The sequence below is a fragment of the Variovorax sp. YR752 genome (assembly GCF_943372545.1).
Map to the genome: position 1 here is coordinate 1 of NZ_CALRZC010000242.1, position 12,120 is coordinate 12,120.

The 12,120-nt window shown below is 70.1% G+C and carries 12 protein-coding genes and 1 pseudogene; all 13 read right to left on the reverse strand.

Features of this window, described 5'->3' with window-relative positions; genetic code table 11:
* Positions 1-56 precede the first annotated feature (56 nt).
* The gene (locus tag AAG801_RS34795) at positions 57-902 is read right to left on the reverse strand and encodes an ABC transporter permease (RefSeq protein ID WP_341892519.1); all 846 of its coding nucleotides are present in this window, start codon (positions 900-902) and stop codon (positions 57-59) included.
* Between the two features lie 3 nt (positions 903-905).
* Positions 906-1,919, reverse strand: a complete 1,014-nt coding sequence (locus tag AAG801_RS34800; RefSeq protein WP_341892520.1) for an ABC transporter permease — start codon at positions 1,917-1,919, stop codon at positions 906-908.
* Entirely contained in the window at positions 1,916-2,578 is a 663-nt protein-coding gene (locus AAG801_RS34805; protein ID WP_341892521.1) for a cysteine hydrolase, read from the reverse strand. Before AAG801_RS34805 ends, AAG801_RS34800 begins: the two co-directional genes overlap by 4 nt.
* Positions 2,578-4,182 (reverse strand): ABC transporter ATP-binding protein, encoded by a 1,605-nt coding sequence (locus AAG801_RS34810; RefSeq protein WP_341892522.1) that lies wholly within the window; start codon positions 4,180-4,182, stop codon positions 2,578-2,580. Before AAG801_RS34810 ends, AAG801_RS34805 begins: the two co-directional genes overlap by 1 nt.
* A 6-nt stretch (positions 4,183-4,188) precedes the next feature.
* Entirely contained in the window at positions 4,189-4,884 is a 696-nt protein-coding gene (locus AAG801_RS34815; RefSeq protein ID WP_341892523.1) for an isochorismatase family cysteine hydrolase, read from the reverse strand.
* 11 nt (positions 4,885-4,895) lie between these two features.
* Positions 4,896-5,822 (reverse strand): ABC transporter permease, encoded by a 927-nt coding sequence (locus AAG801_RS34820; RefSeq protein WP_341892524.1) that lies wholly within the window; start codon positions 5,820-5,822, stop codon positions 4,896-4,898.
* On the reverse strand, positions 5,819-6,919 hold the full coding sequence (locus tag AAG801_RS34825) for an ABC transporter permease (RefSeq protein ID WP_341892525.1): 1,101 nt from the start codon (positions 6,917-6,919) through the stop codon (positions 5,819-5,821). The genes AAG801_RS34820 and AAG801_RS34825 overlap by 4 nt, the downstream gene beginning before the upstream one ends.
* A 13-nt stretch (positions 6,920-6,932) precedes the next feature.
* Positions 6,933-8,063, reverse strand: a complete 1,131-nt coding sequence (locus tag AAG801_RS34830) for a BMP family ABC transporter substrate-binding protein (protein WP_341892526.1) — start codon at positions 8,061-8,063, stop codon at positions 6,933-6,935.
* Positions 8,064-8,077: 14 nt separating this feature from the next.
* On the reverse strand, positions 8,078-8,479 hold the full coding sequence (hpxZ, locus tag AAG801_RS34835) for an oxalurate catabolism protein HpxZ (RefSeq protein WP_341892527.1): 402 nt from the start codon (positions 8,477-8,479) through the stop codon (positions 8,078-8,080).
* Positions 8,480-8,495: 16 nt separating this feature from the next.
* The gene (locus tag AAG801_RS34840; protein ID WP_341892528.1) at positions 8,496-9,881 is read right to left on the reverse strand and encodes an AtzE family amidohydrolase; all 1,386 of its coding nucleotides are present in this window, start codon (positions 9,879-9,881) and stop codon (positions 8,496-8,498) included.
* Positions 9,878-10,093, reverse strand: a complete 216-nt coding sequence (locus tag AAG801_RS34845) for a DUF4089 domain-containing protein (protein ID WP_341892529.1) — start codon at positions 10,091-10,093, stop codon at positions 9,878-9,880. The genes AAG801_RS34840 and AAG801_RS34845 overlap by 4 nt, the downstream gene beginning before the upstream one ends.
* A gap of 3 nt (positions 10,094-10,096) precedes the next feature.
* Positions 10,097-11,704, reverse strand: coding sequence for an ABC transporter substrate-binding protein (locus tag AAG801_RS34850; RefSeq protein WP_341892530.1), 1,608 nt, complete (start codon positions 11,702-11,704; stop codon positions 10,097-10,099).
* A 13-nt stretch (positions 11,705-11,717) separates the two neighbouring features.
* A pseudogene (locus AAG801_RS34855) lies at positions 11,718-12,120 on the reverse strand (allophanate hydrolase); the annotation flags it as partial.

The following is a 12,120-nucleotide window of genomic DNA, read 5'->3' on the forward strand; positions in this document are numbered from 1 at the left end:
CCCCCCCCCCCGCCACCGTCGGGCCGCCTGCAACACGCCGCCTGATGCGCCGCTCATCAAGTCCTCCTCCGCGGATCGAAGATGTCCCGCAGCGCGTCCCCCAGCAGGTTGAAGGTGAACACCGCCAGCATCAGCACCGCGCCCGGAAAGAAGCTCACCCACCATTCACCCGAGACGATGAACTGCGCACCTTCGGCGACGAGGATCCCCCACTCCGGCGTCGGTGGCCGCACCCCCAGGCCGATGAAGGACAGGCCCGCTGCGTTGAGGATCGCCCAGCCCATGTTCAGACTTACCTGCACCATCGCCGGCGGCAGGATGTTGGGGAACAGGTGCACGGCGAGGATGCGCACGTCGCCGTTGCCCGAGAGGCGCGCCGCCTCGATGAAGCCCGCCCCGCGCCGCACGTTCGCTTCCGCCCGAGCCACACGGATGTAGAAGGGCAGGTTGATGATCGCCGTGGCCAGCACGATGTTGCCCACCGTGTTGCCCAGCGCCGCCACGATGCCCATCGCCAGCACGAAGAGGGGGAAGGCCATGATCGTGTCCGACACACGCGTGATCGCCGTGTCCCACCAGCCGCCGAAGAAGCCGGCCGCCAGACCCAGCGCGATGCCGATCGCGAAGGACAGCACCACGGCGCTGATCGCGATGCCGAGGTCCAGGCGTGTGGCCACCAGCGTGCGCGAGAAGATGTCGCGGCCCAGCGCGTCGGTTCCGAACCAGTGGGTCGCCGATGGCGGCTGCAGAGCCGCGGTCGCGTTGCTGGCCAGCGGGTCGTGCGGCACGATCGCCGGGCCGATGAGGGCGATCAGGATGAAAAGCAGGAACAGCGCCGCGGCGACCATGGTCACCGGGTTTTCGGAGAGCACGTGGCGAATGTGCTTGAGCGTCTCGTTCATCGCTCAGTTCTCCAGCGAGACACGCGGATCGATCAGCGTGTACAGCACGTCGACCAGCAGATTGAGCAGCACGAACAGCACGCCCATCGCCAGCACGAAGCCCTGGATCGGCGCGTAGTCGCTGGCCGTCAGCGCGTCGATCGCGTAGCTGCCCACGCCGGGCCAGCCGAACACCTTCTCGATCACCACGCTGGAACCGAGCATGAAGCCGAACACCATGCCCAGCGTGGTGACCACTGGCAGCAGCGCGTTGCGCAATGCGTACTTGATCAGCACTGTGCTGCTGTGCAGCCCCGAGGCACGCGCGGTGCGGATGAAGTCGCTGCCCAGCACCGAGAGCATCGAGGCCCGCGTCATGCGCGCGATCGGCGCGAGCACGAAGATCGCCATCGTCAGCACCGGCAGGATCAACTGCTTGAAGCTGGCCCACCACAGGCCGGCGTCGCCGGCGATCACGGCATCGATCAGGTAGAAGCCGGTGACCGTGGCCGGTGGCGACCACATCGGGTCGAGCCGCCCCAGCGGCGAGGGCGCCCAGCCGAGCAGGAAGTAGAAGACGTAGGCCAGCACCAGGCCGGTGAAGAAGGTCGGCAGCGAGACGCCGGCGGTGGTCACCAGCCGGCACAGCTGGTCGATCCACGAGCCCGGCCGCGTGGCGGCCAGCACGCCCAGCGGCAGCGCGATTGCGCAGGCCAGGGCGAGGGCCAGCAGCACCATCTCGATCGAGGCCGGCAGGCGCGTCAGCAGCTCGTTCAGCACCGGCTGGCCGGTGGTGAGGGACGTGCCGAGTTCACCGCGCGACAGGTCGGCCACGTAGCGGAAGAACTGCTCGATCAGCGGCTTGTCCAGGCCGAGCTGCACACGCACCTGGTCGACCGCCTCCTGCGTCGCCGCGCCGCCGGCGAAGTAGGCCGCCGGGTCGCCGGGCAGTGCGCGGGTGAGCAGGAAGGTGACGACGATCACGCCGACCAGGTTGGGCAGCGCGCCGAGCAGGCGTTTGGCGATGACCTTGATCATGTCAGTGCCCTTTCAACAGCCGCCAGCGGCGCTGCCCAGCCGACGATGCCGCCCTGCGCGACGACCATCTCGACCACCGCGGCGTGGAACTCAGGGAAATAGCTCGCTGCGCAGTCGGTGACCAGCAGGCATTCGTAGCCGCGGTCGTTGGCCTCGCGCATCGTCGTCTGCACGCAGACTTCAGTGGTCACGCCGCCGATCAGCAGGTGGGTGATGCCTTGCGAATGCAGGATGGCGTCGAGGCTGGTCGCATGGAAGGCGCCCTTGCCCGGCTTGCGCAGCACGATGTCACCGGGCTGCGGCAGCAGCTCCGGCACGAAGCCGGCGCCGGGCTCGCCAGCCACCAGCACGCGACCCAGCGGACCCTTGTCGCCGATGCCGCAGCTCAGCGCTCCGCGTGCGCGCTTCGAGGGCGGGCAGTCGGCCAGCTGCGGGTCGTGCGCCTCCTGGGTGTGGATCACCGCCATGCCGTGCCGGCGGGCCAGCGCCAGCAGCTTCACGCACGAGGGCACGATCGGCGTGAGCTGGCTGACGTCGTTGCCGAGCATCGCGCCGAAGCCGCCGGGTTCGAGGAAGTCGCGCTGCATGTCGATCATCACCACCGCGGTGTGCGCCGGATCGAACGGGAAGTCGTAGGGCCTCGCGTGGATAGTCCTCATCACGCCGCCTCCGCCTCCGCGTGCGTGCTGTCTCCCGCCATGGCGCGCCCGATCGCACCGATGTCGGCCTGCGCCGTCGGGCACTCCATCGCGATGTGCCCGTGCGACAGCACCAGCAGCCGCGACGACAGCGCGAGCAGTTCGTCGAGGTCTTCGCTGATCAGCAGCACGCCGGCGCCACCGTCACGCGCAGCGCGCAGCCGCGCGTGAATCTCGGCGGTGGCCTGGAAGTCCAGGCCGAAGCAGGGGTTGGCGACGATCAGCAGGCGCGGCGGCGTCGGGTCCGGCGCCAGCTCGCGGGCCAGCACGGCGCGCTGCACGTTGCCGCCGGAGAGCGTCTCGATCGGCGCTTCGGGCCCCGGTGTCTTGACGCGGTAGGCCTCGATCTGCGCCAGCGCCTGCGTGCGCATCGCCGGGCGCGACAGCCACGCGCCTCGTGCCAGCGGCGCGCGGTCGAAGTTGCGCAGCGCCAGGTTCTCGGCCACCGACAGCTTGCCGACGCAGCCGTTGTGCAGCGGCTCCTCGGGCAGGCTGCGCACGCCGAAACGCTCCATCTGCGCACGGGTGGGACGGTAGGGCTGGCCGTCGATCGCCACCTCGCCGCCGGCCACCGGCAGTGCGCCGGTCAGCGCCGCCAGCAGCTCGCGCTGGCCGTTGCCGGAGACGCCGGCCACGCCGACGATCTCGCCCGGCCGCACCTCGAGCGACAGGCCGTCGATGGCACGCCGGCCTTCGTTGCCGGCCACGATGAGGCCGCGCAGCGCCAGGCGTGCCGGGCCGTCGGCGGCCACCGGTGCCGCGGCGGTCGACTGCCCCGAGGTCGCCGCCGGCAGCGCCGCCGCGTCGGTGGCCACGCCCATCATCCAGCCGGCCAGTTCGTCGCGCGAGGTCGCCGCGACTTTGGCCGCGCCGGTGCGCCGGCCGCGGCGCAGCACCGTCACCTCGTCGCAGAAGCCGAACACCTCGCGGAACTTGTGGGTGATGATCAGCACCGACAGGATGCCGTCGCGGCACATCGCCTTGACGCGGCCCAGCACCTCGTCGGCCTCCTGCGGCGTCAGCACCGAGGTCGGCTCGTCGAGCACCAGGAAGCGCCGCTTGGCGTACAGCGCCTTGAGGATCTCCAGCTTCTGCTTCTCGCCGGCAGCCAGTTCGGCCACACGTGCATCGAGCGAGAGCGGGAACGGCGCCGTGGCCATGAAGTCGGCCAGCTTGGCACGCTCGTGCTTCCAGTCGATGAAGGCGCCGAGGTCGCGCTGCGCGAGCGCGAGGTTCTCGGCCACGCTCATGCCCGGCACCACGGTGAAGTGCTGGAAGATCATGCCCAGGCCCAGCGCCGCCGCGTCCTTCGGGCTGCCGATGGCACGCTCGCGGCCATCGACCATCACGCTGCCCGTGTCGGGCTGGTAGAAGCCGATCAGCGACTTCACCAGCGTCGACTTGCCGGCGCCGTTCTCGCCGAGCAGCGCGTGGAAGCTGCCGGCATCGATGGTCATCGACACGTCGTCGAGAGCCTGCAGTGCGCCGAAGCGCTTGCTGAAGTTCAGCATCTCGACCTTGGCCGCACCGGTCGGCTCGATCTGCGGAGGAATGAGATCGCTCATCGCCGCTCAGCCCAGCGCCGCGAGGATCGCCGCCGACGAGGCCACCGCGCCGAACACACCGCCCTGCATCGTCACCATCTTCAGCGCCGCCTCGTGGTTGCCGCGGTCGGTGGCGCCGGTGCCGTCGCTGACGATCAGGCATTCGAAGCCGCGGTCGTTGGCTTCGCGCATCGTCGTGTGCACGCAGACGTCGGTGGTGATGCCGGTGAGGATCAGGTTTCGGATGCCGCGCGTGGCGAGGATCAGCTCCAGATCGGTGGCGCAGAAGGAGCCCTTGCCGGGCTTGTCGATGACCGGCTCGCCCTCGGCGGGTGCCAGCTCGTCGATGATCTGCCAGCCCGGCTCGCCGCGCACCAGGATGCGACCGCACGGCCCCGGGTCGCCGATGCCCACGCCGTTGGCGCCGATCTGCCGCGAGCGCCAGCGCTTGTTGGCCGGCAGGTCGGCGAGGTCGGGGCGGTGGCCCTCGCGGGTGTGGATCACGTGCATGCCGAGCGAACGTGCCTTCGTCAGCAGCAACTGGATCGGGCCGATCGGCGCGCGTGTCATCGAGAGGTCGTAGCCCATGCGGTCGACATAACCGCCGAGGCCGCAGAAGTCGGTCTGCATGTCGATGATGACCAGCGCGGTGTTCGACGGCGTCCAGTCGCCGTCGAAAGGCCAGGCGTAGGGGTTCGCATCGACGGAGGCGAAGGGCTTCATGGTGATCGTCCTCAGCGGTTCAGCGACAGTTCGCCCGGCGCGCCGTGGCTCGGCCCCGGCTTGCCCAGGCCGATCAGCAGCGCCAGCGTCAGGGCGTAGGGCAGCGCGGCGAGCAGGTAGTAGCCCTGGCTGTAGCCCAAGGCCTGCAGCGCCGGACTGATCGCGCTGGCGCCGCCGAACAGCAGCCCGGCGAGCACGCAGCGGCGCGGGTCCCAGCGCGCGAAGATGACCAGCGCCACCGCCATCACGCCCTGGCCGCTGGACAGCGCCTCGCTCCACGCGCCGGGGTAGACCAGCGACAGCGAGGCGCCGCCGACGCCCGCGCAGGCGCCGCCGAAGGCGGTGGCGGCGATGCGGTAGGCGGTCGGCGAGAGGCCGAAGGCGCGCGCGGCGTTCTCGCTGTCGCCGACCACACGCAGGCGCAGGCCGAAACGGGTGCGGCCGAGCGCCCACCAGGTGGCGAAGGCGAGCACCAGGCCGAGCACGAACAGCGGGTTGATGGCCAGCGCGGCCTTCAGCGGCGCGAGGTCCGACCAGTCGCCCAGCGCGATCGGCGGCAGGCCGGGCGCGCTGGGCTGGATCAGCGGCTTGCCGAGCCAGAACGCGAGGCCCGAGCCGGCCAGCATCAGCGCGATGCCCATGGCCGTGTCGTTGACGCGGTTCAGGCTGCACAGCGCGCCGTGCAGCGCGCCGAGCAGGATGCCGACGCCGGCGGCGGCGAGCACGCCCAGCCACGGGCTGCCGCTGGCCAGCGAGACGGCGAAGGCGGCCATCGCGCCCATCAGCAGCGTGCCCTCGAGGCCGAGGTTGATGCGGCCGGCCTTCTCGGTCACCGTCTCGCCGAGGCTGACCCACAGCAGCGGCGTGCCGACGCGGATCGCCCCGCCGAGGATGGCCAACGGAACGCCCCACCAGCCGAGTGCGCTCGCGTCGCTCATGATCTGCCCTTGAAGAACGACCGCCCGCGCAAGGTCTCGCAGGCGATCAACGCGACGAACGCAAAACCGAGCAGCACGGTGACCGACGCATCGGGCAGCCCGAGCCGGCGTTGCAGCAGGCTGCCGCTGGCGGCGATGCCGCCGACGAGGATGGCCACCGGCACCACGCCGGCCGGCGAGAAGCGCGCCGCGAAGGCGATCAGGATGCCGCTGTAGCCGTAGCCGGCGATCAGCGAGGCGTTGGCCGCGCCGTGCACCGCTGCCACTTCCACCGCACCGGCCAGGCCCGCGCAGGCGCCACCGGCGGCGCACGCGGCGATGGTCAGCGTCGACACAGGCAGGCCGACGCCGAGTGCGGTGCGTGCGTTGCCGCCGGCCACGCGCAAGGCGAGGCCCAGCGGAGTGAAGCGCATCACGCCCCAGGCCAGCAGCGCCGCCAGCACGCCCAGCAGCAGCCCGTAGTGCACGTCCAGGCCGGGCATCGTCGGCAGCAGCAGTGCATCGGGCAGCGTCTTCGTCGACGGCTTGTTCAGGCTCGCCGGGTCGCGCAGAACCGTCTCGACGCACTGGTTGAACAGCGCGATGGCGATGAAGGACATCAGCAGCGACGCAATCGTCTCGTTGACCTCGCGCTTCTCGCGCAGCAACCCGACCAGCCCGATCCACACGCCGCCGGCCAGCATCCCGGCGATCGCCATCGCCGGCCAGACCGGCCAGGCGCCGGCCTGCGCCGCGGCGAGCACGTTGCCGAAGGCCGAGGCGGCCAGCCCGCCGAGCACCAGCGCACCCTCGTTGCCGATGATCACGCGCCCGGCCTGTGCCGGCAGTGCGACAGCCAGGCCGGTGAGGATCAGCGGTGCGGCGCGCTGCAGCGTGTTCTGCCACGCGAACGCGTCGCCGAAGCCGCCCAACACGATCAGCCCCCACACCTCCAGCGGGCTGAAGCCGGCCAGCGCGACAGCCAGCGAGAACAGCAGCACGGTGAGCAGCAGTGCCGCGGTCGCCGGCAGCAGCGCGTCGGCGAGGGCGCGGGCCTTCAGCGAAAGAGCCGAAGGCTCGGCCGCCGGTGCGCCGGCAGGAACGGGGATGCTGCTCATCGCGCGGCGCCGGTCAGCCGGGGATCGAGCCGACCACGCCTTCGACGAGATAGTTCATCTTCTCCAGCTCGGCATCGAACTGGTCGAGGTTCTTGCCCGCCGGGATGACCACCGCGCCCTTATTGTCCTTCAGCCCGCCCTTGAAGATGGCGTAGCCGCCCTTGACCATCGCGGCCTTGATCTCGTCGGCCTTGGCCTTGGCGGTGGCACTCACCGCGGCGCCGTAGGGCGACATCTTCACGTAGCCGTCCTTCAGGCCGCCGCGCAGGAAGTTGGGCATGGCCGCGCCGCTCTGCGCCGCCTTGATCTGCGCGTTGTAGGGCGTGGCCCAGTCCCACTCGGCGCCGGTCAGGTAGCCCTTGGGCGCCAGCGCGGCCTGGCTGGCGTGGTAGCCGCTGCAGAAAACGCCGCGCTTCTCTGCGGTCTCCATGATCACCTTCGGGCTGTCGACGTGGCAGGTCAGCACGTCCACGCCCTGGTCGATCAGGCTGGTCGAAGCCTCGGCCTCCTTGACCGGCATCGACCACTCGCCGGTGAAGATCACCCGCGTGGTGATGCTCGGGTCCACCGAGCGTGCGCCCATCGTGAAGGCGTTGATGTTGCGCAGCACCTGCGGGATCGGCTTGGCGGCGATGAAGCCGAGCTTCTTGGTCTTGCTGGTGTAGCCCGCGACCACGCCGGCCAGGTACTGGCACTCGTCGATGTAGCCGAAGTAGCTGCCAGTGTTCTTCGGGTGCTTGCCCTCGGCCCACATGCCGCCGCAGTGGGCGAAGCGCACCTTGGGGTACTTCTCCGCCATCTTCAGCATGTGTGGGTCGAAGTAGCCGAACGAGGTGGGGAAGATCAGCGAGGCCTTGTCCTGGTTGATCATCGCCTCCATGGTCTTCTGCACGGCCGCGGTCTCGGGCACGTTCTCTTCCTCGACCACCTTCACGCCGGGCAGCTTCTTGATCGCTGCTGCGGCGGCGGCCTGCGCCTGGTTGTAGCCGAAGTCGCCGCGCGGGCCGACATAGATCACGCCGACGACGATGGGCGTCTGCGCGAAGGCCTCGCGCAGGGCGCCGGGCAGCGCGAGCGAGCCGGCGCCGAGGGCGGTGCCGGCGAGCAGGCGGCGGCGAAGCGCATCGTGAGTGGGGTGGTCCATGAGGTTCTCCTCGTTCAGGGTTGGATGGGGGCAGGCTTCGGCAGCAGGCTCACGTGCGCGGCCACGACACGCCAGCCGCGATGGCCCGGCGCGTCGGTGCGCACCCAGGTCTGGCTCTGGCGGCCGCACACGTTCGGGCGGGTGAATTCGGTCATCGCGGTGGCAAGGTCGCGGCCGAAGGTGGTGATGACGGTGTTGCTCAGCGTGCGCGCCAGGCCGACCGGCGAGCGCGCGGCGCGGAAGGCGCGGATCGCCTCGATGCCGACCAGGTTCTCGGCCACGCCGTAGCGCACGGTGTGCGGGGAATCCCAGAACAGCTGGTCGAGCAACTCGACGTCGTTGTTCGTCAGGGCTTGCTCATACAACGCGAAGATCGCGCTGACTTCGGCGTGCACGTCGGGCAGGTTGATGTCCATTCCGTGCGGCCTTCGTTCAGTTCAGCGCCGCGATCGGCGACGAGGCGATGCCCATCGCCTCGAGCTGCGCTGCGACGCGCAGCGCATGGTCCTCGCGCCAGGGCGCGGCGATCACCTGCACGCCGATCGGCAGGTGCGGCAGCGCCGGGTTCATGCCCCACAGCGGCACGGTCACCACCGGCAGGCCGATGCAGGAGATCGGCTGCGTCAGCAAGCCCATGCTCGGGCGCGCCGGCAGGCGCTGGCCGGCAATCTCCAGCCACTCGGTGCCGATCACTGGCGCGACGCAGGGTGTGGCCGGGGCAATGAGCACGTCGACCGTCTCGAACACGCGGGCGAGCTGGCGCGCGAAGGCCTGGCGCACCCGCTGCGCCTGCACGATCCACGCCGACGGCAGCAAGGCGCCGGCGAGGAAGCGGTCGCGCGACAGCGGCTCGAAGTCCTGCGGACGCTTCTTCAGATCGGCCAGGTGCAGCGTGGCGCCTTCCGAGTTGGTGATCAAGAAGGCCGCGGCGCGCGCCCGGTCGACGCCCTCGAGCTCGACCAGCCGCGAGGTGCCCAGCGCCTGCGCGACCGCGTCGACCGCGGCGGTGGCTTCGGCCATCGCCATCTCGCGGAACCAGCCGCCGAGCACGGCGATGCGCAGGCCTTCGGCGCGGGCGTCGAGGATCGTGCGCGTCGGCTCCGGCGGGCGTGGTGCGCAGTGCGGGTCGTCCGGCGCCGGGCCCTGCATCGCGTCGTAGGCGAAAGCCAGATCGGCGACGCTGCGCGCGAAGGGGCCGAGATGGTCGAGGCTGGCGACGAAGGGGTAGCTGCCCAGCCGAGGCAGGCGGCCGTAGGTGGGCTTGAGGCCGAAGGTGCCGCACAGCGACGAAGGCACGCGGATCGAGCCGTTGGTGTCCGAACCCAGCGTCAGCGGCACCTGGCCGGCGGCGATGGCGGCGGCCGAACCGCCCGAGGAGCCGCCGGAGATGCGCGTCAGGTCGTGCGGGTTGCGCGTCGGCCCGTAGTGCGTGTTCTCGGTGGTGAAGCCGTAGGCGTACTCGTCCATGTTGAGCGCACCGACGAGGATCGCGCCGGCCGCTTCCATGCGGCGCACCAGCAGCGCGTCGCGTGTGGCCGGCGCTGCGTCACGCTCGATCTTCGAGCCGGCCAGCGTGGGCAGGCCGGCGACGTCGAACAGGTTCTTCACCGCGAAGGGCACGCCGGCCAGCGACAGTTCGGCGCGGCGCGTGTGCTTGTCGATCTGCGCGGCACGCTTGAGCGCACGCTCGGCGAGCACCGCGGTGAAGGCGTTGACCTTGGGCTCGGTGGCCTGGATCAGCGCGAGGCTGGACTGCACCACGCTGGTGGCCGACAGCGCGCCGGCTTGCACCTTCGCGGCGATCTCGACGGCCTTCATGCCAGCGGCCCTCGCGGCGAGACCGGCCGGAACACGCTGCCGGATTCGTCCTCATGCGTCAGCGGCTGCGCCATCACCCGCTCGGCCATGCCGGCGGCGAGCGCGAAGAAGGCGATCACGCCGGGCTTGTGCTCGGCCGAGATCGGCAGGCCGAGCGCCTCGGCGTTGGCCTTCACGATCGCCTCGACCTGCTGCGGCGTGAGCGCACTCATCGCTCAGGCCTTCGAGAGTTGCCGGTAGTCCGGCTGCAGGTGGAACCAGTACATGTAGCCCTGCACGTCCTTCTGCATGGCCACGTCCATGGTCGGCTGGAAGAGAGGCACGCGCGGCACCTCGTCGTAGGCGATCTGGATCATGTCCTTCACGAACGAGTCGTACAGCGTCTTGCTCTCGGCGAAGCGCGCGTTGCTGATGATCTTGTCGAGCTTCGCGTTCTGGTAGCTCATGGTGTTGAACACGGCGTTCTGGCCGTGGTAGCACCAGAAGAAGAAGTACTCGGGGAAGTCGAGCCAGCCGCCGAAGCGGTTGATGACCATCGGCATGTCCTTCTTCAGCAGCGCCGCGCGCCAGGTCGCGCCCGGGATCTTGTTGATCTGCGCCTTGATGCCGATCTGTGCCAGCGACTCCTGGATCAGGATCGCCATCGGCTCGCTGGTCGTGCCGCTGCCGAGGTCGAAGCTGATCGTGGTCTCGAAGCCGGCACCGGCGCCGGCCTCGGCCATCAGCGCCTTGGCCTTCGCGATGTCGGTCTTGTAGCCGGTGGGCTGCGGCCAGGCCGTGCTCGTCACCTTCGCGCTCGGCGCGCCGTAGAGCTTGATCGCGCGGCCGTACAGCGCGTTGTCGAACATCTTGTCGTAGGGCAGCGCCAGCGCCACCGCCTGGCGGATCTTCGGGTTGTCGAAGGGCGCCTTGGTGGTGTTCATGCCGAGGTAGAACATGGCGTTCTCGATCGGCGTGCTGGTCACCTTCACTGCCGCGCCCTCCTTCGAGAGTTCGGAGAAGTCCTTCGGCGGCAGGTCGTAGGTGATGTCGATGTCGCCCTTGAGCAGCAGCGCGCGGCGGTTGCCGGCATTGGGCACCTCGCGCTGCACGATGCGGCGCAGCTTCGGCAGCGCGCCGCTCTTCCAGTCGTCGAAGCGCACGTAGACGATTTCCTGCCCGGGGCGGAAAGCCTCCACCTTGAAGGCACCGCCGCCGGCGGTGTTGTTGCGCGTCCAGGTCAGGCCCCAGGGGTCGGCCGCCGTGGCGTTCTTCTTCACCAGCTCGCTGTTGAAGATGCAGGGCACCGGCACCGCGAGGTCGTTCATCGTCAGCTTGTCGCGGCGCAGGAACGTCACCTTGAAGGTGTGGTCGTCGACCACGACGAACTGCTCGGGCTTCTCCAGCGAGCCGGCGGCCATCTGGAAGGTCGGGAAGCCGCCGACCGACACCGCGCGGTCGAAGCTCCACTTGACGTCTTTCGCGGTCACCGGCGTGCCGTCGTGGAACCTGGAGTTCTTGCGCAGCTTGAAGGTTACCGAGTTGCCGTCGGGTGCGATCTGCCAGCTCTCGGCCAGCTCGGGCTCGAGCTTGTTGCGGTCGTAGACCACGCGGCCGTCGGGCAAGGTCTTCTTGCCGTAGGTCATCAGGCGGTCGTAGCAGAGCCAGCTCACGCCGTAGCTCGGGCGGTTGGCGCCGACGGTGTGGATGTCCAGCGAGTTCGGGCCGAACTCGTTGGCGACGACCAGCACGTCCTTCGGGCGTGCCTGGGACTGTGCAGCGATCGGCAGCGCGCCGAGGGCGGCAGCGGCGCTGCCCGACTGGATGAAGCGACGACGGTCCATCAGAGACTCCGGTTCATTGAAGAGAGGCGAGATAGGCGCGCCAGCCGCCGCAGGCGCTGACATCGGGCGCTCCGGCGACGGCGTGCGCCTCGCAGAGGAAGCCGTGCACGCGCCGGCCGTCGGCCAGTTCGATGGAACCCAGGCCGAGCGGCGCCGGGATCAATGCAAGAAAGCTGCCCACTGCCGACTGCGGCATCGCCCAGACTTCGAGCGCGATGGCGTGGCCGGCGGCCTCGTCGCGCACCAGCCCGGGCTTGGGCGGCACCGTGCCGGGCAGCGCATGCAGCCGGTAGCGTGGGACGGTGGTGGTGGCTTCGAGCAGCGTGGCGCCGCGTTCGATCAACTGGCTGTTCAGCGGCAGGCCCGACAGGTGCGCACCGACCACCGCGATGGCCAGCATCGGCTCGCTGGCCGGC